The organism is Nonlabens ponticola, assembly GCF_003966335.1.
GTDB lineage: Bacteria > Bacteroidota > Bacteroidia > Flavobacteriales > Flavobacteriaceae > Nonlabens > Nonlabens ponticola.
On sequence record NZ_CP034549.1, the window covers coordinates 351659 to 373890 of the forward strand.

General features: G+C 41.2%; 21 protein-coding genes and 1 tRNA gene. 14 read left to right on the plus strand and 8 right to left on the minus strand.

Annotated elements, in window-relative coordinates; translation table 11 throughout:
- Positions 1-75: 75 nt before the first annotated feature.
- On the plus strand, positions 76-1350 hold the full coding sequence (locus EJ995_RS01430) for a 3-deoxy-D-manno-octulosonic acid transferase (RefSeq protein WP_126444904.1): 1275 nt from the start codon (positions 76-78) through the stop codon (positions 1348-1350).
- Positions 1328-2299, plus strand: coding sequence for a carboxypeptidase-like regulatory domain-containing protein (locus tag EJ995_RS01435; protein ID WP_126444906.1), 972 nt, complete (start codon positions 1328-1330; stop codon positions 2297-2299). Before EJ995_RS01430 ends, EJ995_RS01435 begins: the two co-directional genes overlap by 23 nt.
- Here the strand turns inward: EJ995_RS01435 and EJ995_RS01440 are convergent.
- A complete protein-coding gene (locus EJ995_RS01440; protein WP_126444908.1) occupies positions 2296-2958 on the minus strand; it encodes a DUF2461 domain-containing protein in 663 nt (220 codons plus the stop codon). The two genes, EJ995_RS01435 and EJ995_RS01440, sit on opposite strands and share 4 nt — an antisense overlap.
- Before the next feature lie 119 nt (positions 2959-3077).
- Here EJ995_RS01440 and EJ995_RS01445 point away from each other — a divergent pair, with 119 nt between their 5' ends.
- From EJ995_RS01445 to EJ995_RS13120, 3 genes are all read left to right on the plus strand, one after another.
- Positions 3078-3308: a hypothetical protein gene (locus EJ995_RS01445; protein WP_126444910.1), complete on the plus strand. Its 231-nt coding sequence runs from the start codon at positions 3078-3080 to the stop codon at positions 3306-3308.
- Between the two features lie 116 nt (positions 3309-3424).
- The gene (locus EJ995_RS01450) at positions 3425-3682 is read left to right on the plus strand and encodes a hypothetical protein (RefSeq protein ID WP_126444912.1); all 258 of its coding nucleotides are present in this window, start codon (positions 3425-3427) and stop codon (positions 3680-3682) included.
- Between the two features lie 12 nt (positions 3683-3694).
- Positions 3695-3862: a hypothetical protein gene (locus EJ995_RS13120; protein ID WP_164549857.1), complete on the plus strand. Its 168-nt coding sequence runs from the start codon at positions 3695-3697 to the stop codon at positions 3860-3862.
- Positions 3863-3901: 39 nt separating this feature from the next.
- Here EJ995_RS13120 and EJ995_RS01455 read toward each other — a convergent pair whose 3' ends face one another.
- Entirely contained in the window at positions 3902-4672 is a 771-nt protein-coding gene (locus EJ995_RS01455) for a LexA family transcriptional regulator (RefSeq protein ID WP_126444914.1), read from the minus strand.
- A gap of 130 nt (positions 4673-4802) precedes the next feature.
- On the opposite strand from EJ995_RS01455, the gene EJ995_RS01460 reads away from it, so the two are divergent.
- Together EJ995_RS01460 and EJ995_RS01465 are read left to right on the plus strand one after the other, a co-directional pair.
- Positions 4803-5630 carry an SOS response-associated peptidase gene (locus EJ995_RS01460; protein ID WP_126444916.1) on the plus strand — a complete coding sequence of 276 codons (828 nt, stop codon included), beginning with the start codon at positions 4803-4805 and terminating at the stop codon, positions 5628-5630.
- Positions 5631-5635: 5 nt separating this feature from the next.
- Positions 5636-5908 carry a hypothetical protein gene (locus EJ995_RS01465; protein WP_126444918.1) on the plus strand — a complete coding sequence of 91 codons (273 nt, stop codon included), beginning with the start codon at positions 5636-5638 and terminating at the stop codon, positions 5906-5908.
- Between the two features lie 64 nt (positions 5909-5972).
- Here the strand turns inward: EJ995_RS01465 and EJ995_RS01470 are convergent, their stop codons facing one another.
- From EJ995_RS01470 to EJ995_RS01485, 4 genes are all read right to left on the minus strand, one after another.
- Positions 5973-7511 (minus strand): hypothetical protein, encoded by a 1539-nt coding sequence (locus EJ995_RS01470; protein WP_126444920.1) that lies wholly within the window; start codon positions 7509-7511, stop codon positions 5973-5975.
- 98 nt (positions 7512-7609) lie between these two features.
- A tRNA-Asn gene (locus EJ995_RS01475) sits at positions 7610-7683 on the minus strand.
- A 99-nt stretch (positions 7684-7782) separates the two neighbouring features.
- Positions 7783-9090, minus strand: coding sequence for an RIP metalloprotease RseP (gene rseP, locus EJ995_RS01480; RefSeq protein ID WP_126448833.1), 1308 nt, complete (start codon positions 9088-9090; stop codon positions 7783-7785).
- Positions 9091-9228: 138 nt separating this feature from the next.
- Positions 9229-11181: a M1 family aminopeptidase gene (locus tag EJ995_RS01485; RefSeq protein WP_126444922.1), complete on the minus strand. Its 1953-nt coding sequence runs from the start codon at positions 11179-11181 to the stop codon at positions 9229-9231.
- Between the two features lie 89 nt (positions 11182-11270).
- Here EJ995_RS01485 and EJ995_RS01490 point away from each other — a divergent pair, with 89 nt between their 5' ends.
- The 7 genes from EJ995_RS01490 to EJ995_RS01520 all read left to right on the plus strand — a co-directional run bounded on the left by EJ995_RS01490 (position 11271) and on the right by EJ995_RS01520 (position 19353).
- Positions 11271-11954: an SCO family protein gene (locus tag EJ995_RS01490; RefSeq protein ID WP_241234670.1), complete on the plus strand. Its 684-nt coding sequence runs from the start codon at positions 11271-11273 to the stop codon at positions 11952-11954.
- A gap of 43 nt (positions 11955-11997) precedes the next feature.
- Entirely contained in the window at positions 11998-12702 is a 705-nt protein-coding gene (locus EJ995_RS01495; protein ID WP_126444924.1) for a tellurite resistance TerB family protein, read from the plus strand.
- A 118-nt stretch (positions 12703-12820) separates the two neighbouring features.
- On the plus strand, positions 12821-14143 hold the full coding sequence (locus EJ995_RS01500; protein ID WP_126444926.1) for a PSP1 domain-containing protein: 1323 nt from the start codon (positions 12821-12823) through the stop codon (positions 14141-14143).
- Positions 14140-14643 (plus strand): gliding motility lipoprotein GldH, encoded by a 504-nt coding sequence (locus EJ995_RS01505; RefSeq protein WP_206482256.1) that lies wholly within the window; start codon positions 14140-14142, stop codon positions 14641-14643. The genes EJ995_RS01500 and EJ995_RS01505 overlap by 4 nt, the downstream gene beginning before the upstream one ends.
- Positions 14630-16957 (plus strand): penicillin-binding protein 1A, encoded by a 2328-nt coding sequence (locus EJ995_RS01510; RefSeq protein ID WP_126444928.1) that lies wholly within the window; start codon positions 14630-14632, stop codon positions 16955-16957. Before EJ995_RS01505 ends, EJ995_RS01510 begins: the two co-directional genes overlap by 14 nt.
- 4 nt (positions 16958-16961) lie before the next feature.
- Positions 16962-17675: a 3'-5' exonuclease gene (locus tag EJ995_RS01515; RefSeq protein ID WP_126444930.1), complete on the plus strand. Its 714-nt coding sequence runs from the start codon at positions 16962-16964 to the stop codon at positions 17673-17675.
- Positions 17662-19353 (plus strand): ABC transporter ATP-binding protein, encoded by a 1692-nt coding sequence (locus EJ995_RS01520; RefSeq protein ID WP_126444932.1) that lies wholly within the window; start codon positions 17662-17664, stop codon positions 19351-19353. The genes EJ995_RS01515 and EJ995_RS01520 overlap by 14 nt, the downstream gene beginning before the upstream one ends.
- Before the next feature lie 200 nt (positions 19354-19553).
- Here the strand turns inward: EJ995_RS01520 and def are convergent, their stop codons facing one another.
- Both def and EJ995_RS01530 read right to left on the minus strand, forming a co-directional pair.
- A complete protein-coding gene (gene def / locus EJ995_RS01525) occupies positions 19554-20192 on the minus strand; it encodes a peptide deformylase (RefSeq protein ID WP_126444934.1) in 639 nt (212 codons plus the stop codon).
- Positions 20193-20196: 4 nt separating this feature from the next.
- Positions 20197-22104, minus strand: a complete 1908-nt coding sequence (locus EJ995_RS01530) for a CocE/NonD family hydrolase (RefSeq protein ID WP_126444936.1) — start codon at positions 22102-22104, stop codon at positions 20197-20199.
- Between the last annotated feature and the right edge of the window lie 128 nt (positions 22105-22232).

The following is a 22232-nucleotide window of genomic DNA, read 5'->3' on the forward strand; positions in this document are numbered from 1 at the left end:
GACTGTATTACTGTAAAAATACGATATAATAAAGCCACCTGCCAACCCGTGCAAAAGTGCTATTTTTGAAATTCTATGCCTATATTAAAAAGTCTATATGATACGGGTTCCGCTTTCGCGAAAGCGTGCTTACCACTAGCTGGATTCTTCAACAAAAAGTTGCAGTTAGGAGCCAAAGGTCGGGAACAATCCTGGCACCTTCTTGACACCAAAGTCAAGAGCACCTTACCGAAAATCTGGGTGCACGTAGCGTCTTTAGGCGAGTATGAGCAAGTCGTTCCCGTGCTGGAAAAATTGAATCGCAAAGAATACCAAGTGATCCTGACATTTTTCTCGCCATCAGGCTATGAAAATAAAAAGGACACCGCACTGGCAGATGTAGTCACCTACTTGCCCATCGATGCTGTCTCAAATGTTTCTAAATTCATGGACCTGGTTGAGCCGTCGCTGGCGATCATGGTCAAGTATGAATTCTGGCCCAACTATTTGAACGCACTCAAGCGTCGTGAGGTCAAAACCATATTGGTGAGCGGTATTTTCAGAGAAAAAATGAGCTTTCACTGCTGGTACGGCAGCTGGATGACTAGCTCGCTAGAAGCTTTTGACCATTTTTTCCTGCAGAATGAATCTTCGTTGCGCGAACTCAAAAAGCTAGGATTTGAAAATGCGAGCGTTTCTGGCGACACCAGATTTGACAGGGCTAGCCAATTGATCGAGAGAGATAATCGAATTGAGCTTATCGACCAGTTTGTAGGCACAGAAAAGTGTCTGGTCATAGGCAGCAGCTGGCCGGCAGACATGCAGGTTCTCAAAGATTTCATCAAGAAAAACAAGCACGATCAAGCCTGCAAAATCATCATTGCGCCGCACGAGATCCATGCCGACTCGCTTAAAAATATCGAGAATAATATAGGTTTTAAACCAGTTTACTGGAGTGATATTAAAGAGGGCGCTGCGCAAGATCTAGAAAAAGATACTGTTCTTGTGGTCGATACCATTGGCTTACTTACTAAGATATACAGCTATGCAGACGTCGCCTATGTAGGCGGCGCCATGGGTAATACGGGTTTACATAATATCCTAGAAGCAGCAACCTATGGTGTACCTGTGATTATAGGTAAGAATTATGAAAAATATCCTGAAGCTGGAAAATTAGAAGATCTAGGAGGTTTGTTTTCAATCTCAACCGCAGACGAGTTCTCACATCAAATACATCGTTTACTGACTGATGATTATTTGCGTGAAAAGACTGGAATGATTTGTGGACACTGGATCAATAGTAATACAGGCGCGACGCGAGAGATTGTTACCCATTTAAAATCTATAGATGAAAAGCTGGTTATTAATTAGTTTCCTATTAAGCTTATTTACCATGCAGGCACAGGTCTATCAACTTGTAGATGGTGATAGCAATGAGCCACTCGCATTTGCTACCATAAGTTTTAATGATGGTCGAGGCACTTTTGCAGATGATGACGGAAAGTTTCAGTTTTCGCGAAAGCGGTATCCAGGAATTGATTCTCTTACTATAAGTTCTCTAGGATATAAAACTATATCAATTGCGACTGCAGATTTAGTACCTGTGTTAAAACTGTATCCGGATACTGATGAACTTGACGCCGTAGTGGTAAGAGCTAAACTAGACGGTAAATTCAAAGAAAAAGAAATTGATGCTATTGAGCATGATGATTACTTCAATAGCTGGTTGCCAACAGTAGAATCTGAGATTGCGGTCAAGTTTGAGCGATCAGCTAGTCAACCTACCCAGATCAAAAGTATTTTACTACCCGTAATTGTTGAAGAACAATCTGGTCGTAGAAAGGGAAAGGTGCGCAAATTCAGTACATTGTTTAGATTACAATTTTATGCCGTAAATGTTGACGGATCACCAACTGACAAAAGCAATTATCCAGATCATACCTTCATCATCAATCAGGAAACTGAAGATGTTTACAACGTTGATGTAGAAGAGTACGGCATCCAGATACCTAAAAACGGACTTTTTGCCTCCATTCAGGTTTTAGGCTACACTTATCCAGATGGAAAACTCATTGATGCTAAAAAATATCGCGAGATAAAGACAAGAACAGGATTTGAAAAAGTTTCCACTACCTATAGACCGCTGTTACCGTTTACTGATGAAGTGGATGCACCATTAACATGGGTTAGACGTATTTTCTTCAATAATAAAACCTGGCAAAAATTTGATCTATCCTACAATCCTAATAGCAAATTAGTGAGATCTGGTCATGATAGTTACGGTATGGGCGCTGTTTTAAAAGTCTATAAACAAGACTAAACGGTTACAGCTTTATTCAGGTATTCTCTAAAGGGCAGCATCTCTTTATAGATCTCAACACATTTATCTTGAAAGTTTGATTGCATGATTTCTTTCTGAGTTACATCATGTTTCACGGCAAAACTCTTGCGACGCAGCAGCTCGATGTGTTTATGATCCTGGGAATAACCTTTAGGTGATGTTTTAAGCTTGTCATCATCAGTCATGAGACCTCCAAAGGTTTCTTTAAACGACTTTTTACTGATTATTTTCTTGAGTTCCTCGCCGTTATAATCGATGGCGTCCCTTATAGAATCAAGAACTTCCTTTTTAGGCTTATAGAATCCACCAGCAATAAAACTACCATTAGTCCCGATTTGAATATAAAAATCACCATAATTGCTACTCTTGTCAATGTCCAGTCCAGCACCAAAGTGGTCTTTATAAACGGGCTTGTTAGGATGGTATAATAGGTTGTTATTGATTCGATTGACGGCTTTTTTTCCCTCGGTTTTATGATAGGTATCGTGCACTTTAGCCAGCTTCTCATCCAACTCATTAAGCCAGCTCACAAACCAGTCTTTTACATCATGATATTCATCCCGATGCTCGTCCATCCAGTCCTTACTATTATTATTTTGTAACTCTCTAAGGAACGTGAACATCTTATTGAAACTCATAGCTAATCTTTTATTTAAAGGTAAAACCCACAGTTATAGCGTCTAAAAAATTAATAATACATTAGCAATAGGATTATCAGTTTAAAATACATTTGTTCCCTTAATTAAAATTTTCAACCATGAAAAAAGTAACCCTAGCAATTGCCGTTTTATTCATTGCAGCTACTGCATTTACCTCATGTCGCGAGACTGAAAAAGAAACTGAGACTATCGTAAGAGAAGTTGAGGTAGAAACTCAAGATGCTGCTGAAGAATCTGAAGGTATCCTAGAAAGAGCTGGAAGCGCAGTAGACGCTGAAGTCAACAAGGAGATCGATGAAGAAATCGATGAAATAGGCGACGATAACTAGTCGAGTATTAAATTATTTCAAGGCCATTCCATCAGGAATGGCCTTTTTGTTTACTTAAGCTTTGCATTTACTGGGATATTTATATATTTACCTCTTAATCATTTAAACAACCAACAATGAAAAAATTATCATTACTATTTGTAGCATTATTTACGGTATCAATGTTCACCACTTCATGTAGAGAAGAGTCTGAAAGCGTAGAGGTAGAAATGGAAGAAGTAGCAGACGATATGGAGGATGCTGGTGAAGACATGGAGGACGCTGCCGAGGACATGGGCAACGACATGGAAGATGCCGGTGAAGACATGGAAAATGAAATGGAAGATACTGATGTTGAGGTAGAGGTAGAAGACGAAGATGGTGACAACGACTAATTAATCCTTAAGATGAAAAAGATATTTTTAAGTTTGATGATCATGGCAATCACAGCTCCTGCTCTAGTGAGCTGTCGTGATGAGAAGGAAGTTGAAGTAGAAACCCTAGCGCCAGATGCTGAGGATAGTGATGACGATGAAAGTTATGACACTAATCCTACATCAAACGATCCTGATTGATCACAAACTCAAAGAATATAATTATAGAAGGAACCTATATCAGGTTCCTTTTTTTATTCCTGCTATCTCATCACGCAGGCTATCAAGCCCTTTCTTGAGCGAGAGCATCGCTTCTTGACCTTCATGAACATCAAGATCAAAACTTAGTTTTGAATTTACTTCCCATAATTCCTTAATGTCAACGATAGGCTGCTCGATGACCGGATAATCTTTATTGAGCGAGATAAGACTAACCTGATCTGAGCCGTCTTGCTTGACCAGCTTTTTCACCACTACCGTATCGTCTGTCACTACAACATGAATACGCGATTGATTGGCTTGTCTTATACTCTCAACAGCTTTTGCCATAACCCATTCTTCTGGTTGTAGCACGGGCAACATACTATCACCTTTGACCTGAAAAGCCCTGTAACTACCTTCCTTGTATTGAGGTAGCGGTATATTAAAAGCTGGCAGTTCCTGATACCAGTCTGTATCCTGTACGTTGCTCGCATATCCAGCACTTGCCTTGATGGGTACCATGATCATGTTCTCACGGTCTGTGCTGTCCATCGTAATGATTTTTGGCGCTGTATTAGGACTTGTCTCAAGCTCTTTATTATAGCTGTTACCGTATAGCCATAGCGGATTTATATTGAATTGACGTAGCAATTCTGACACAATTTTGCCGGTAATCTTCTTTTTACCACGTTCAATATCTGCAGTTGTGCTACCTGCGTCAAGCATTGATGCAAACTCACTTTGTGTTTTACCTTGATCTTCTCTTACTTGTTTAAAGCGTCGCGCCTCTATAGAAATGTCTTGTGCCATGTGACAAATATAGTAGTATTAGGAACATTTCCAACTTTAACAGTGGATTATTTCCTAATTATAGGATTTATTCCATATATTTGAATCAATAATCGCAATAGTCTTAGGATTATTTCCAAATATTAAAGTTATGTGTGGTAGAGCTTCAGTAATTACGCCTCAAGCATTGTTAGAGAGACGTTTTGATTCCGCTTTCGCGAAAGCGGGATTATTAAAAGAAAACATTAACACAAGTGTAGGTGAAGAAATTCCTGTTATAACTATGCAGGATCCTAAGCAGATTCAATTGTTCACTTGGGGTTTCACACCGCACTGGGCACATAAACAGACTTATCTCATAAACGCCCGTGCAGAAGGTGGGCGCAACGAAGAAAATGATCGTAATTATAAAGGCACAATGGGCATATTTAACAAGCCTATGTTTAGACATGCAATAAGATCGCAACGTTGTATCATATTAGTAGATGCGATTATTGAAGGGCCTAAACAGCAAAAGCTTAACAAGCCGTATGTTATTTATCCTAATCGTGATCGTGGACCATTTGCCATTGCTGGAATTTATGACACATGGCGACACCCATTGTCTGGTGAATTGCATCACACAGTAGCGATGATAACTACAGCTGGCAATCGCATTACCAGCGCGATAGGACATCATAGGGCACCGCTTATTCTTAAAAAAAGCGATGAGAAAAAATGGTTAGACCCATCACTTGATGTAAAGGAAATTAGCTCCATGATGAAGCCATTTAATGACAACGGTTTTAATGCTTACCCTATATCATCTAGTATAAAGCAACCCAGTGCAAATGGACTGGAGTTACTCAAGCCTATAGGTGATAAATTGGTAAAAGATTATGACCGTGGCTTCTATGACAGGTATAAATACATGAGCGATCTACCTAGTACTATAAAAGAAGAGCGATTAGTAGAAGGTGATCAATTTGTTTTATTCTAATAGATATGACGACAACTGCTGCAGAGGATTTAAAAATCAATCTACTTCAACAGGTCAATAATAAGATTGATGACCTCAAACCAAACTCAGCGAAATCAACAGTGAGTTGGAAAGAAAAAATTAATCTCACGAATCAATTATGGAGCAGCATTAATTTGCTCTTATGTGATATTATATTAGATGATGATAGCATAGTATCTTCTGGAAACTTACATGCTGTGCTTCAAGAAATGGAACCCACCATCAATGAATTGGTCATCACTCATATGGTAGAGTGAAAGGGTAACGTCACTTACAATCTTTGTATATGACCACTTAAGCCGAATCAGAAATATTCTTAGACTAGCGTTGCCACAAACTTGAGAAGTTAAAACTAAGACCGATATTAAAGTTAGTGCTATTAGTATCACCATCTAGCGCGATAAACCTACCACCTGATACAACTAGTGAAAGATTAGGATCTAGAACGTATAATAGTCCTATGGTAGGTCGCATAACAATTCCTTCACCTGTGTCGACACCTGCGCCACCAGCTGCACCACCTAGAAATTCACCGTAAAATCTTGCTTTGTCGTTGAAGAATGAAGGTGAATAAAATCCTAGGCCGCCCATTCCATGTGCATAACCACCAGATTCACCAGCATAAGCAAAACCGGTTTCACCAGTCAAATACACATATGGTGACAAATCAAAATTGAATTTTACCGCCAGTAGTTGTAAGTCGACTTCTTCCAATCCGTTAGGACTATCAGTTTTGGCAATGTCTAGATAGGTTTGGTTTTGTAGCTCGACTCGTATTCCTTGAGATTTTGTTTTGATGTTGGAACTATTGTCAGGAGATCGTGAGCCACCGACTAGATTGACATACTTCAATCCGACTCCATACGTGTATGCTTCAAGATCACCGTCAAGCGCTCTATAATAGCCACCGCGACCTGTGAGGTAAATTTTTGAATGGAGTTTTAAGTCCAATCCAGCCTCTGGCCATATGGTTAATCCACCTTCTGGAAATACACGACCGCCACCTGCACCGATTGCAAATTTGGTGAACAAGTTCAGGTAGTTTGTGTCCACGATATTGTAGCCACCTCCCAAAAAGATATCCATATAACCGGCGCGCAGTCCTTTATAAATGGCGTCCGTACGCACATATAGATATGTGTTGCTTTTTAAGTATTTCTGGTATTCAAATCCTGCGCTATATAAATTGCGTTGCAAATCATTACCGCGGTCATCTTTTGAATCTCCCATTGTGTGTAGAACGTCTAGCCTACCCATAAGCACTGTTTTGACAGCCGGCTCATTCCATAATTCATTATCTAGATTCAGATCGTATTGCTTTCCTGCATCCTTATAGTCTGATACTTTGAATAGACTAGGAACATCAACAAATATCGAAACAGCGTTATCTTCAATCTCGCCAGTGTAAAAATTGAAGTGATTATATGCTAGGCCTACCGCAAAGTCGTTGAACTTATATTTAACACCTGCACTAGCATTAATCAAAGCACCGTCATTGACAAGAAACCTATAGCCACCACCACCTGCAAAATGAAAATTAGCGTCTGCGTGTAAGTTACCCACGAGTCTAGTAGTCGCACCTAGCTCTACTCCTAGTGTAAATAATCCACCTTGATCACCCGTGATAGCTTTGTGAAATCCAGCTCCCGCATAAAGCCAGTTATTAATTGGAACTTGGTATCGCAAACCAACGATACCCATGCGATCATCAAGTTGCGGAAACTCATCTATAGGCATCTCCACAGACAGGAAGCTCAAGCGAACGTTATTTTTTAATACTCTGGGATTTGTTGTGGACGTATTTTGAGAGATTGCTTGATATGCAATCACAAACAAGCACAAAAACAGGATCTTTTTCATATCTGCAAAATACTGAGATTAAGAGGGGCCAATCGAAAATAGACAACTTTAACTTGGTAAAACAAAAAATCCCAACCATTACTGATTGGGATTTGAAGCTCCTCCTCTTGGGCTCGAACCAAGGACCCTCTGATTAACAGTCAGATGCTCTAACCAACTGAGCTAAGGAGGACTGTGATATACACAAACTCAAGCTATTTGCTTAAGCGAGGGCAAATATAATATGTTTTAAAAATGTGTGCCAATATTTTGGATAAAATTTTGATCGGCTCTAGGAACCAAACAACCATTTATACACATCGTTACCGTTGGCGTACAACATAAGTACCAGCAGTAGCAATATTCCTATGATTTGTGCACGCTCAAGGAACTTATCGCCTGGTTTGCGACCAGTAATGATCTCATAAAGTAAAAACATCACATGACCACCATCAAGTGCTGGGATAGGCAAAATATTCATCACGGCGAGTATAAAAGATATAAGAGCTGTCGTGCTCCAAAATTCTAACCAATTAAATGTATCAGGATACAATTTCGCAATGGTCCCAAAACCGCCTAGCTGCCCTGCGCCTTTCTTAGTAAATACATATTTGAACTGCACCACATAATCATGCATCGTCCAGTATCCACGAGAGACTCCGGCCACGAGACTTTCCCCTAAAGAATATTCCCTTGTTTTCAGATCAACTATTTCTCTCATATCCATGAAAGAATAGATACCAAAACCGTTGGCAATTCGTGACGAACTTAAATTGACATTGATTTCTCTTCGTTGACCATCACTTACTGCAACCATTGTGAAGGTAGAGTCAGGAGTGACAAAGTTATTCATGGCATAAGCAACATCCGTCTGATATTCTACAGGATACCCAGCGACGGATTCAATTTTATCTCCTAGCTTCAAATTAATAGAATCAGCAATTGATCCCTTAACGATAGAGTCAAGTGCCATAGGCCTTCTATACGCAAAAGCTCCATTGACCCCGTCATTAAACATGCGATCACCTATGTCGTCTGGAATTGAAATCTCTACTGGTTGACCTTCACGTAATACAGTAACTGTCTCAACATCTCTGAAAACTAAATATTTACTCAGGTCGCGTGCATAAGGTAATGTATCGCCATTCACAAGATAAGGTTGATCACCTTGCTCAAAGCCAATCTTCTCTAGCGTCGTTGGAAAACCAAAACCATATTTAAAATCATCACCTGTCGCTTCAAGTGTTCCCTGCGAGTAAATGATTCCAGCATAAATAATAAAACCTACTAATACATTGACAATAACACCACCTAACATTACAATCAATCGTTGCCATGCTGGTTTTGATCTAAATTCCCATGGTTGTGCCGGTTGTGCCATCTGCTCCTTATCCATGCTCTCATCGATCATACCAGCGATCTTTACATAACCGCCTAGAGGCAACCACCCAATTCCATAAACGGTATCGCCTATCTTTTTCTTGAATAGAGAGAATTTAATGTCAAAAAATAGGTAGAATTTCTCCACCTTGATCTTAAATAATCTGGCAGGAATAAAGTGACCTAACTCATGCAGCACGATTAGTAAGGAAAGACTCATCAAGAAATTGATGATTAAAACAACAGTAGGATGCATAGAGCAGATTAGGTTAACAGCCTGCAAAAATAAGTTTTTATACGCTTACTTTAAAAGTGTTGCATGCTCACAACAAAAAGAGAGAAATCAAACGCTTATCTATTACTGCACAAGTAGAGACCTAGTTAATAGAGTGGTATCGTCCAGCATGATTTTCACCAGATACATTCCAGGTGTCGCAGGAACTTCAAATCGGCTGGCATTGGCATCTTGATATTGATCCACTATTCTACCTTGCAAATCATATATGATGAGCTGCTCCATCCTACCTTCCATTCCATCCACAATAAAATAATCACGCGCTGGATTGGGGTATAACCTGAGTTGTGCCGTATCAAAATCATCCATACTCAAAGTCGCCGTATTCTGACTTGAAATGATTTTAGTTTCTGGATCAATCATTACATCAGTGACTGCAAAGTCAATATCGTCAAGCACGATTTGTATTTGATTTGCATTTATATCTACCAGAATATCTCTTGTCTGGTTCTCACCTACAAGTCGCAGTGGCAATTGACCCTCAAATAAATCTACACTCTCGTGACTCGTGGTCTGTTCGATATCTAGGCTCACTTCTAGATTTTGATCCTGTGAATAGGTGACCTGATAAGATGGGTGACCTTCATCATAAATCCAATCGTCAAAAAACTCTCGAAGATCTTGACCGCTTGTAACTTCTGCAACTCTTAGGAAATCCTCTGTTTTGGCATAGTCAAAAGCCAATGCGTTATTATTCAGGAAATTTTTAAGCACGCTATTAAATACATCGGCACCCAATCGATCTTCAAGCATATTGAGTACCATGGCTCCTTTATTATAACTCAGTCTGCCATTAAAAACTCTTGAAACGCTTAAGGTATCGGCCGCGGGAACATAAACGCTACCGTCTGGCGCGCTGGTGATGGATCTAAGTCTGCTTTCTCGCCAGCTTTTAAATGAATCTTCTCCCTTTAATTTTTGTATCGCTTTTCCATTTGCATAGGTAGCAAAGCTCTCATTAATCCATATATCTTGCCAACTGCCGCAGGTCACCTTATTACCAAACCATTGATGCGCTAGCTCGTGAGCGGTCAAATTAAAACTAAATGTACCCATGAATGATATGGTAGTATGTTCCATGCCACCATTCCAACCAAATTGCGCATGTCCATATTTCTCATCCTTAAAAGGATAAACACCATAAGATTCTTCAAAAAATGACATCATCGGTGGTGTCACCGCTAGATCGCTTCTCGCGCGCTCTAGATCCTCTGGATACACATAATTATTGATATTAAATGCGCTTAAATCGCTCTCATATTCCTGTGTGAACTTTTCATAATTAGTCACCGCAAAAGCAATCAAGTAAGCAGGAATTGGGTAATTATGTTGCCAGGTATATGTCTTGCCCGCGCCATTATCAAGCTCTTCAATCAACAAGCCATTGGAGACACCTGTATTGCCATAGGGAACGTTAAGTGTAACCGTCGTTGCATCAATTTTATCATTAAGATCCTGTTTACAAGGCCACCATGATTTGGCTCCATAAGGTTCTGATAGCGTCCAGATGATGCCTTGACCATCGTGCTGTCGTCTCGCATAGCTGCCAAAACCTGTTCCCTCAGGATTACCAGAGTACGCTATTGAAATAGTAACCTGATTGTCAGCAGCAATGGCGTTTTCAAAATCAATTTGTAGTAAATCATTGCCTATTGCAGTAATAGTTGTCAAACCTGCATCACTAGTAACAGTTTCTGCAGTCATGCCGTCGGCAAAATCTAGATATATGCGATTTAGGTTTTCAGTTGCCTTAAAATCCATGGTCATCTCTCCACTCATGGCATCCATATCCGGATCGATGTCTAGCTCTAATTCTACCGCAAGTACGTCATAGTTGTCTTGAGATACAAAGGCATTTTTCTGTGGAATTGATGATATCAATCTGGATTTGGCAATGCATGCTTGCACGGCGTCGTTTGATACGTCGATTACTGTGGTATGTTGTTGCGCTATTAAAGAGTCAGCTTTCGCGAAAGCTAACACCATAAAAACCCATAAACACCAGTCGATCTTCATCTTGAAAAACCCATTGAAACCTGTCAGGAGCGCCCTAAAATCACGTCCTAACTACAGTAAAGGTCGTAAATTTGTAACAAAGCTCTCACGTGAAGGATTTTCTCAAGAAAAACAAGTATCGCATTCTCTTTATGGTGCTATTATGTGCGGCTATCATGGCTTCTTTCCAGTATGCGCTCACTCCTGAAAAACAGTTGGCCGTTCTGCAACCAGACCAGTTTGACCCAACGCTGGTAGATGACAGCAAGGTTTTTGTAAAAAAGTATCATGAGATCGCACCTTTTAAACTTGTCAATCAAAACGGCGACACGATTACAGATGAGTTCTATGACGATAAAATTTATGTAGCCGATTTTTTCTTCACAGTATGTCCTGGAATTTGCCCAATCATGACCGAGAACATGACACTGCTACAAGAGGAATTTAAAAATGATCCAGAGGTGTTGCTACTGTCTCACAGCGTCACACCGGAGCAAGACAGTGTGAGTGTCCTGCGTGCTTATGCTGATAAAAAAGGCGTTATTGATGATAAATGGAATCTAGTCACTGGTGATAGAAAGGAGATTTATGACCTTGCTAGAAAGTCGTACCTAGCTGCCAAGAAGAATAAATTTGGCGGTGAATACGCCATGATTCATACAGAGAATTTCATGCTTGTCGATAAGGAAGGTCGCCTGCGTGGTAGGTCCTATGACGGTACTAAAAAGGAGGAAATCGACGCACTCATAGAAGACATTTATATTCTCAAGGAAAGCTACCGTAAAGAGGATTGATGACGGCGTGGCTATTGCTTATTTTTGCCGCTTATAATTAGGCATGTCGATTTTTGGTTACATATTTTTATTCTTGGTCATACGCTGGCTGTACACCTTGTTTACTAATGCACAGGTCAACACAGGAAACCCAACAAGACAGCGTACTCAAAGCACAAGAGTAAGTCCACAAGATTTTGAACTTCATTTGTTATCACTCACATCCATCGTCATCAAAGCAGATGGAAAGGTCACGCAAAACGAGCTGGACTATGTGCGTCAGTATTTTGTAAGCAATTACGGCAAGGATCGAGCAAATGCGATCTTTAAGGTTTTTAATGAAGTCGTCAAAAAGCGTGAAGTAAATCCTGCACGTATTTGTCAATATTTGAATGCACGCACTAGGTATGAAAGTCGCTTGCAAATCCTACACTTCTTGTTTGGCATTGCACAGGCAGATGGTCACGTGAGCAGCCCAGAAGTAAGCGTACTATCTCAGATTGCTGGCTATTTAAGGTTATCACAGCGAGATTTTATTTCTATCAAGGCAATGTTTGTAAAGGATCAAGACAACGCCTATAAGATTCTTGAAATTGACAAGTCCGTTCCAGATCATGAGGTAAAAAAGGCCTACCGCACCATGGCCAAAAAATACCATCCCGACAAACTCATCGATATGGACGATGCCTACCGCAAGGGCGCCGAGGAGAAATTCCGCAAGGTGCAGGAAGCCTATGAAACGATCCAGAAAGAGCGCGGCATGGTCTAGCCACGCAATCTTGTGACAGCACTACTCGTTGTATCGCATATTACCTATATTTACTGTTAGGTGACAGATGATTCATCCAGCGCATAAGCGACTGGATTCCAATATATAAGATAGTTCAATGAGTTGTAGTAGTTGTGGAACTGGTGGTGACTCGCCACGCGGTTGTAAAAATAATGGTACCTGCGGTACTTCTGGATGTAATAAACTTACCGTTTTTGACTGGCTGGCAAACATGGATTTGCCCGATGGTCAAGAACAATTCAAATATGTAGAGGTACGTTTTAAAAACAGCCGAAAAGAATTCTTCTACAACAAGGATAATCTTCAACTCAAGATAGGTGACATTGTTGCCACACAGGCAAACAGCGGTCATGACATTGGGATAGTAACACTTACTGGCGAGTTGGTGCGCGTACAGATGAAACGTAAACGCGTAAAGCAGGATCCAGAAGAAATCTGCGCCATCTACCGCATTGCCAATCAAACCGATATCGACAAGTGGAAAGCTGCTAGAGATCGTGAGGATGCAATGAAGATAAATGCTCGCGAGATAGCCATACGCCTGCAACTACAAATGAAAATTTCTGATATTGAATTTCAGGGTGATGGTTCCAAAGCTACTTTTTACTACACGGCAGACCAGCGCGTGGATTTCCGTGAATTAATACGGGAATATGCAGGCACCTTCAAGACGCGCATCGAGATGCGCCAGATAGGCCTGCGACAAGAAGCTGCAAGATTAGGCGGCATAGGTTCTTGTGGTAGAGAATTGTGCTGTAGCACGTGGTTGACAGACTTTAGATCTGTAACGACCAGTGCCGCCCGATATCAAAATTTATCACTCAATCCACAAAAACTGGCCGGGCAATGCGGTAAGCTCAAATGCTGCTTGAACTATGAGCTAGACTCATACCTAGATGCGTTGAGCACGTTCCCAAAACAGAATCAAAAGCTATACACAGAAAAAGGCGTCGCGTTGTGCCAAAAGGTAGATATCTTCAAAGGCCTGATGTGGTATTGCTATGATGGTGAGTGGATGAACTGGCACGTACTCACAACAGACCAAGTTCATGAGATCGTCAAAAAGAACAAAGCCAAGGAGAAAGTCGCCAGCATTGAAGAATACGCTAGCGAACTGATCATAGAGGAAAAAGTGAGCTTTGAGAATGTGGTAGGACAAGACAGCCTTACTCGATTTGATCAAGCTACCAAGCAACGTGGCAAACGCAAGAAAAGACGCAATAATCGCAAATCCAGCGGTAATAATACCCGCATTAAGAATACAAATCAGAAAAAAAAAGGCGGCAATAAACCTAACGACTCAAAAAAGCCAGTAGCTCAAAAAACTACCAGTGGCAATAAGCCATCCAGTAATAAGCGCCGCAGGCCTAAACGCACCAATAAAGGCGGTAGTCAAAACAATAATTCGGCTAAGGAATGATGCGCAACTATGTTTACATATGGGGCGTCTTGTGTTTATGTTTGTTGACCAGCTGCGATGACCAACTAGTAGATAGCGACACGGTAACCATAGCTCAAGGTTCATGGGATTATGACGCGCCAGTTGAGTTTGAAATCACGCCACCAGACAGCATCAATGATTATGATGTATTCTTTTATGTGCGCAATGATCAACAGTATGCTTTTAAAAATCTATGGTTGATCAGTCAATTAAAATTTCCAGAAGGAAAAATCGTTACAGATACATTGCAGTACGAGATGGCAGACTCTCAAGGTAGGTTTTTAGGAACCGGTAAAGATCTGATTGAAAATAAGTTATGGTATAAGAGAGGTGTTAGCTTTCGCGAAAGCGGAACCCACAATCTCACCATTAAACAAGCTATGAGACGCAATGGTGACGCACAACCACTTGAACAACTGGATGGCGTACTAGACGTAGGTTATATTATTGAAAAACACATGCCCGATGGCAACAACTAAAGAACAAAAACAGCGCAAGGAAGATCTCTCTAGAAACATCAAATTATTCTGGAAGATCGTAGCAACAGGTATAGGATTGGTCGTCTTACTATTTGTATTGACGGGTCTTGGACTTTTTGGATCACTGCCTGATCACACCAAATTAGAGAATCCAGAAACAGACCTCGCGACCGAAATCATATCGGCAGATGGAGAGACTTTGGGAAAAATATACAAAGACAACCGCACGCCAGTAGATTTTGAGGATCTACCGCAAAATCTCGTAGACGCCCTGGTGTCTACTGAGGATGAACGCTTTTACGAACACAGCGGTATTGACGGATATGGAACCGTGCGCGCCGTGGCCTTTTTAGGAAGTCGTGGTGGTGCCAGTACGATCACGCAACAACTTGCTAAAAATTACTTTACGGAACGTCCTAGCCAGAATATCGTGGCTCGTATCATCCAGAAACTACAGGAATGGATCATCTCCATACGTCTTGAAAAACAGTACACAAAAGAGGAAATCATAGCGCAGTACCTCAACCAGATTGACTTCTTGTATCAAGCAGATGGTGTGCGATCGGCTTCACGTATTTATTTTGGCAAAGAACCCAGCGAGTTGAATGTAGAGGAAAGTGCGGTGATCGTTGCCATGCTTAAAAACCCACGACAGTACAATCCACGTCGTGCCGTGAGTAAAGAGAAGTCGTTGCAGCGACGCAATCAGGTATTTGTGCAAATGGTGCGCAATGATAAGATGAGCGAGGCCATGAAAGACAGTCTCAAACAACAGCCTATCAAGCTAGACTATAATCCTGAAGGTCATAACGATGGTATGGCAACCTATTTTAGAGAATTTTTGCGTGCAGACCTGCGCAAATGGATCAAAGAAAATCCTAATCCAGAAACAGGTGAACCCTATGATTTGAGACGTGACGGACTGCGCATCAATGTGACTATCGACAGCCGCATGCAAAAGATTGCAGAAAAAGCCGTGACCGATCACATGGCAAACCTACAGGAAGAGTTTGACGATCAGAACAAAAAACTGAGCACGGCACCATTTAGAGATGTAACCGAAAAAGAAATTAATGAAAAGATCATAGCCAGCGCTATGCGCAGGTCAGACCGTTGGAGAATACTGAAAGCTCAAGGTAAAAGCGAGCAAGAAATCAAGGACAGCTTCCTTGAAAAGACAGACATGACCATCTTTGCTTGGAACGGCGATATTGATACTGTCATGACACCGGTGGATTCCATAAGATATTATAAAAAATTCTTGCAGGCTGGTATGATGTCACTAGAGCCACAAACAGGACATGTTAAGGCTTGGGTAGGTGGTATCAATCACCAGCACTTTAAGTACGACCACGTGAAGAAAGGTAAGCGTCAGGCTGGATCAACATTCAAACCGTTTTTATATGCAACGGCTATTGATTTGCTGCACTACTCACCTTGTAAAATCTATTCAGATGGTGAGTACACCATTCCAGCAGGTCGTTATGGGTTGAGCAAGGACTGGACACCTAGCAACTCCAGTGGTGGCTACGGTAACCTCAAGACCATGAAAGAAGCGCTAGCCAGCTCGACAAATACTATATCCGCACAGTTGATGGATGAGGTTGGCCCTCAAGCGGTAGTTGATAGAGCAAAATCCATGGGAATAGATACCGATAATTTTGATGTTACCGTTTCCCTAGCACTAGGAACTGCAGATGTTAGTTTATATGAAATGGTAGCGGCATACGGCGTTTTTGCAAACGGTGGTATTTACAACGAGCCAGTATTGGTTACCAGTATTGAAGATAAAAATGGTACCGTATTGTTTCAATATGTGCCAGAATCAAAAGATGTCATGAACCCAGAAGTAGCCTACACAACGGTAAAACTTATGGAAGGCGTGGTGCAGTCTGGTAGCGGCGCGCGTTTGAGAGATACCTGGCGTGGACAACAAGGATATGGCAAAGTGCTTACCGGCTATCCCTATAAACTAGAGAATGATATTGCTGGTAAAACGGGTACTACCCAAAATAATAGCGATGGCTGGTTCATCGGCATGGTGCCTAATCTTGTGAGCGGCGTCTGGGTTGGTGGTGAAGATCGATCGGTACACTTTTATAGTACGACCTATGGTCAAGGTGCTACCATGGCATTACCTATTTGGGGTAGCTTTATGAAAGGTGTATATGCTAATGAATCTTTAGGCATTTCAAAAGAGCCATTCCCTAAGCCATCTAACTTGTCCATCGAGGTCAATTGTGCGGAGTATGTTGACGGCATGAATAGCAATGACAGTGGCGCAGATGATGGTAGCGATCAACTAGACATGTAACAATATGTTGCAACGGTTATCCATACACAACATTCTATTTCTCGATATCGAGACGGTACCTCAGCAAGAAGATTTTAAGGATCTAGATAAAATTGATCAAGAGCTATTTGCTCAAAAAACACAATACCAGCGAAGAGACGATAAAACTCCTGAGGAATTTTATGATCGTGCTGGCATCTGGGCAGAGTTTGGCAAAATCATATGTATCTCTGTAGGTTACTTTAGTGAGAAGACAAGTAACAGCAGTTTTAGGGTGCGCAGTTTCACTGGTGAAGAACGAGACATCTTGATGGATTTCTCCGCACTTCTTGAGGAGCATTTCTCTAGACGCGATCATTTGTTGTGCGCCCATAATGGCAAGGAATTCGACTTTCCTTACATAGCGAGACGATTGGTCATTCATGGATTGCCATTACCGGTAAAGCTCAATTTGTTTGGTAAAAAGCCATGGGAAATACCGCACCTTGATACGATGGAGCTGTGGAAATTTGGCGACTACAAACATTTTACCAGTATCAAATTACTCACGAGAGTGTTGGGCGTACCATCGCCCAAAGATGATATAGATGGCTCGCAGGTACGAGATGTATTCTATAAAGAGAATGACATTTCCCGCATCGCGACCTACTGCGAGAAAGATGTAATTGCAGTCGCCCAAGTGCTGTTGCGTATGAGGAACGAGCCACTGCTTAAAGACAGCGATATTGTCATCAAATAATCCCATAGTTGAAGTTCAAGGCTTGAACCTAAGTTTTTCAACGAACCATGGTAGCATTCAAGTACTTCATGATGTGTCGTTCGATCTTCATCCTAACGAGATACTAGCCATCGTTGGTGAGTCTGGCAGCGGTAAATCTGTTACCAGCAAGGTGCTCATGGGCTTGTTACCAGAGAAAATTACTCAAATAGACTGCAGGAAACTAGAGGTACAACAGAATGATATTAGAGATTTTAAGGAGCGTGATTGGTCTCGCTTTCGCGGAAGCGTCATCTCAATGATCTTTCAAGAACCTATGAGCAGCCTGAATCCTACTATAACTTGTGGACAACAGGTGGCTGAGATACTGAAAATCCACACTTCACTTAACACACTACAACGCAAGACTGAAGTTCTTGAGCTTTTTGAAAAAGTAAAATTGCCAGAACCTGAAGTCACCTATAAAAAATATCCACATGAGATAAGTGGTGGCCAGATGCAACGTGTGATGATCGCGATGGCAATTGCCTGTAAACCTAAAATCCTAATTGCAGATGAGCCAACGACGGCGCTTGATGTGACTGTGCAGCAAGAAATCTTGATGCTACTCAAGGAATTGCAGGCAGATTATGGTATGAGCATGATTTTTATATCGCACGATCTAGGTGTGGTAAAATCCTTTGCAGATCGTATTCTGGTGATGTATCAAGGTAGGATTGTAGAATCCGAGACAGCCACAAATATTTTTGAAAATGCACAACACGACTACACAAAAGCTTTGATCAACTCAAGACCTGATCCCGAGCAGCGCGTGAAACGACTGCCTACCATTACTGACTTTTTAAATGATACTGTAAAATCTGTTTATGAAGATGTATCAAAACGTCATGAGCGATTGTCAATCATGTATGATAAGGCGCCCGTCCTAACAGTGGAAAATGTAGTAAAGGACTATCTAGGCAATAGAAACTCGGTTTTTGGTAAACGATACATGTTTAGAGCGGTCGACCATGTGAGTTTTGAGCTGTATCCACAGGAAAGTCTAGGTGTTGTGGGCGAGAGCGGTTGTGGAAAGAGTACTTTAGGTAACATGATCACTGGCTTGCGTGATGCCACCAGTGGTAGTATTAGGTATCACGGTACTGATCTATCACAACTATCCCAAAAAGACTGGCGTGCCTATCGTAAGGATATCCAGATCATTTTTCAGGATCCATTTGCGTCACTCAATCCTAGAATAAAAATAGGTGAAGCAATCATAGAACCCATGCAGATTCATGGGATAGGAAGCAACCATAAAGAGCGTAAAAAGATGGTGGAAAAGCTCCTAGAACAAGTAGGTCTAGAGGCATCACATTATGATCGATACCCACATGAATTTAGTGGTGGTCAACGTCAACGTATAGGCATCGCCCGCACTGTAGCTCTGCAACCTAAAATTATTGTTTGTGATGAGTCTGTGAGCGCGCTAGATATATCAGTACAAGCACAAGTACTTAATCTGCTCAACGAGTTGAAGGAATTATATGACTTTTCCTATTTGTTTATCTCGCACGATCTAGCGGTAATAAAATATTTCTGCGATCGAGTGATCGTCATGAATAAAGGTAAAATTGAGGAAATTCAAGAGGCCGATGCACTGTTTGCAAAGCCTACTTCAACTTATACTAGAAAATTAATTGATTCTATACTGCACTAACGCTTCTCTAAAAAGCGAAAAACGTACGGTTTACTAATTGAACGACACCTTTCACTAGGGTGTAAGTAGCATTGATATTCTTAACGATAACTTTCATAAGGGGACAATTGAGATATAAATATCTTAATAAACTCCCAATAAACAGCTAATCGACATCATAAAATCGATGAAATACACTAAAATACTTTCTATTTTGTTAATTAGAAGTGTAAGCCTTTTTTCTGCTCATCCTTAAGATGATCTAGATATAGTATGCCTCGCAAATGATCTACCTCGTGCTGCACAACGACCGCAGTAAAATCTGTGATGCTTTCTACGATATTTGTTTGTTCCAGATTATCATATTTCACTAGAACCGTTTTTGCTCTCATGGTTAAGGTATCTGTCCGATTAGGTATGGAGAGGCAACCTTCACGACAATCTTGTTTCTCATCAGAATAATTGGTGATTACAGGATTAATAAACACCTCAAAAGGATAACCTTCTTTATCAAATCGCTGTACCCAAACCACGTTTTTCAAAATACCTACTTGTGGTGCGGCAATGCCAGCTCCTAGCGACATACTATCACGCACGGTGGCATACATTCTATCGATAAGCTGAACCAGCACCTTATCATTAGGATCTGGTTTTACATAACTACTCTGCTGGCGTAGAAGCAAGGAATCAGACTCGTTGGTAATTTTAAAGACACGCATGGGCGTTGTTGACGGTGCCTGCATAATCAGTTCCTGCTGCTGATTAGTAAATACATCACTACCCACTTGAGATTGGGAGGCGCACGCGGCTACTAGAATCAATACAAAAACCGAAATACTTTTAAAAAATGATGAATGCATGAGCCTATTGTTTTGGTGACCTCGCCGGTAGCTCGATCATATTATTATCGCCCACTTTTACCATACTATTTCCAGTAATGGTGATTGTTCCTGCGGTAAAGTCATCATCATTTGCCTCGAAAATGTTGTCCACATACTTCTGTGGATTGCGATCAATGTATGGAAACCAGGTGCTGTGTATTTGTATCATGATGCGATGACCTTTCTTAAAAGTGTGCAACACATCTTGCAACGCAAAATTTACTTGAGTCTTCTTGCCTTTTTCAAATGGCTCTGGAGTCACAAAACTATTTCTAAAACGTCCTCTAAATGTTTCTGCGCGTACTAGTTGTTGATAACCAGCAAGCGTGATATGCTCTGGTGTTTGTGGATCGTTTTTCATATCATTCGGATAGACATCAATGACTTTGACAATGAAATCTGCGTCATCAATATCCTTTAATATGACTTCAAGATTTGCTTGAATCTCGCCGGATAATCGCTGGTCGTCCTCTAGAATATCTGTAGTAAAAGTAAGTACATCAGGTCGACGTGAGGCATGACGTTGATCGTCTGTCATATAAGCTCGTGGTGTAAAAGTCACTGGCGTCACCTCACTGCGAAATGGTACTGGTTTCATAGGATCACTGACATAAGAAAACATGGCATCTTCTTCTACTTCTTCATTGATGGTGAGCTCACCATTTTCTTTAAACCCAAACACGATCTCGTCTTGCTCAGGCGGCCATTTCTCAAATTGCTCCCATTGCTTGAGACCTGTGTCAAACATGTAGGCTTCTGGTAACTTTGGATTCTTTTTACCCTTTAAGTGGTGCTCAAAGAACGGTGTCTCAATCTGCTTTTGATAAAAGGTTGACATGCTGTCGCCGTAATAAATATGGTTTACCATTTGAGCGCCGCGCTCGCGTGCCCAATTACCATGGCTCCACGGTCCCATGACGATGGTGTTGTTTTTATTTTTTGGGTTGTAACGCTCTACATTCTTATAGATCGTTAGTGGCCCATACAAATCCTCTGCATCAAACCAGCCGCCTACGGTCATCACAGCATGATCGACATCAGTTAGATGGTTGACAATGGCACGCTTCTGCCAGAATTCGTCATAATTAGGATGTGTGGCAACGTCTTTCCAGAAAAAGTTGTCTGGAAAAATTTCTTCGGTTACTGTTTTGAGACTTCCTAAACCTAAGTTGAATTGATACGAGTCTTTCAAGTTACCGGCAGCTCTCATGGCATCCCATTTATCTGCATACCAGCTTGTGGTAGTAGGTTCTGTCTGGTGACCAAAAACTGGATATGCCATCAAATAACTTTGCAACGTGGCACCATTGTGATGAAAATCATCGAAGAAAAAATCACCAATAGGTGCCTGTGGAGATGACGCGACTAGCGCTGGATGAGCCTCAGGCAATGCGGCAGCCGTGTAAAAACCTGGATAGGAAATACCCCATTGACCTACCTTACCGTTAGTTCCTTTTACGTTTTTGAGCAGCCACTCAATCGTGTCATATGTGTCTGAGCTCTCGTCTATATCTTTTTTATTCTTGACATTGTTGCCTGGAATGTGTGGTCGCATGTTATCAAAATCACCTTCACTCATCCATCTACCACGCACGTCTTGATAAACAAATATGTAGCCATCTTCCATCATATACTTATTGGGTCCTAAGGATGTCTTGTATTCATCGTCTCCATAGGGTGCGACGCTGTAACAAGTGCGCTGCAACATCATTGGATATTGTTGTGAAGTATCCTTAGGCGCATAGACCACCGTGTAAAGTTTGACACCATCGCGCATGGGAATCATGTGGACTTGCTTAGTATAATTTTCAGTTACATAGGTTTGTTGGGATTGCGCTTTCGCGAAAGCGTAACCCATAACAATCAATAAACACGTGACAAGATTTTTCATAAGAGTATTTTATCGTGCACTAAAGATACAGGATGTATATAAAAAAGCCTCTCTTAACGAAAGGCTTTGATCACTGTAGAGCAGCTCTCCTGCGCGGCATCATATGTGCCAGCATGAGTAATACTTTG

Excerpts from the sequence above, each read along its gene's own strand:
- EJ995_RS01455 (WP_126444914.1), bottom strand. The coding sequence starts at position 4,672 with ATGGCACAAGACATTTCTATAGAGGCGCGACGCTTTAAACAAGTAAGA.
- EJ995_RS01430 (WP_126444904.1), top strand. The coding sequence starts at position 76 with ATGCCTATATTAAAAAGTCTATATGATACGGGTTCCGCTTTCGCGAAA.
- rseP (WP_126448833.1), bottom strand. The coding sequence starts at position 9,090 with ATGAGTCTTTCCTTACTAATCGTGCTGCATGAGTTAGGTCACTTTATT.
- EJ995_RS01495 (WP_126444924.1), top strand. The coding sequence starts at position 11,998 with ATGTCGATTTTTGGTTACATATTTTTATTCTTGGTCATACGCTGGCTG.
- EJ995_RS01460 (WP_126444916.1), top strand. The coding sequence starts at position 4,803 with ATGTGTGGTAGAGCTTCAGTAATTACGCCTCAAGCATTGTTAGAGAGA.
- EJ995_RS01485 (WP_126444922.1), bottom strand. The coding sequence starts at position 11,181 with ATGAAGATCGACTGGTGTTTATGGGTTTTTATGGTGTTAGCTTTCGCG.
- EJ995_RS01510 (WP_126444928.1), top strand. The coding sequence starts at position 14,630 with ATGGCAACAACTAAAGAACAAAAACAGCGCAAGGAAGATCTCTCTAGA.
- EJ995_RS01465 (WP_126444918.1), top strand. The coding sequence starts at position 5,636 with ATGACGACAACTGCTGCAGAGGATTTAAAAATCAATCTACTTCAACAG.
- EJ995_RS01445 (WP_126444910.1), top strand. The coding sequence starts at position 3,078 with ATGAAAAAAGTAACCCTAGCAATTGCCGTTTTATTCATTGCAGCTACT.
- def (WP_126444934.1), bottom strand. The coding sequence starts at position 20,192 with ATGCATTCATCATTTTTTAAAAGTATTTCGGTTTTTGTATTGATTCTA.
- EJ995_RS01440 (WP_126444908.1), bottom strand. The coding sequence starts at position 2,958 with ATGAGTTTCAATAAGATGTTCACGTTCCTTAGAGAGTTACAAAATAAT.
- EJ995_RS13120 (WP_164549857.1), top strand. The coding sequence starts at position 3,695 with ATGAAAAAGATATTTTTAAGTTTGATGATCATGGCAATCACAGCTCCT.
- EJ995_RS01515 (WP_126444930.1), top strand. The coding sequence starts at position 16,962 with ATGTTGCAACGGTTATCCATACACAACATTCTATTTCTCGATATCGAG.
- EJ995_RS01500 (WP_126444926.1), top strand. The coding sequence starts at position 12,821 with ATGAGTTGTAGTAGTTGTGGAACTGGTGGTGACTCGCCACGCGGTTGT.
- EJ995_RS01435 (WP_126444906.1), top strand. The coding sequence starts at position 1,328 with ATGAAAAGCTGGTTATTAATTAGTTTCCTATTAAGCTTATTTACCATG.
- EJ995_RS01530 (WP_126444936.1), bottom strand. The coding sequence starts at position 22,104 with ATGAAAAATCTTGTCACGTGTTTATTGATTGTTATGGGTTACGCTTTC.
- EJ995_RS01450 (WP_126444912.1), top strand. The coding sequence starts at position 3,425 with ATGAAAAAATTATCATTACTATTTGTAGCATTATTTACGGTATCAATG.
- EJ995_RS01470 (WP_126444920.1), bottom strand. The coding sequence starts at position 7,511 with ATGAAAAAGATCCTGTTTTTGTGCTTGTTTGTGATTGCATATCAAGCA.
- EJ995_RS01505 (WP_206482256.1), top strand. The coding sequence starts at position 14,140 with ATGATGCGCAACTATGTTTACATATGGGGCGTCTTGTGTTTATGTTTG.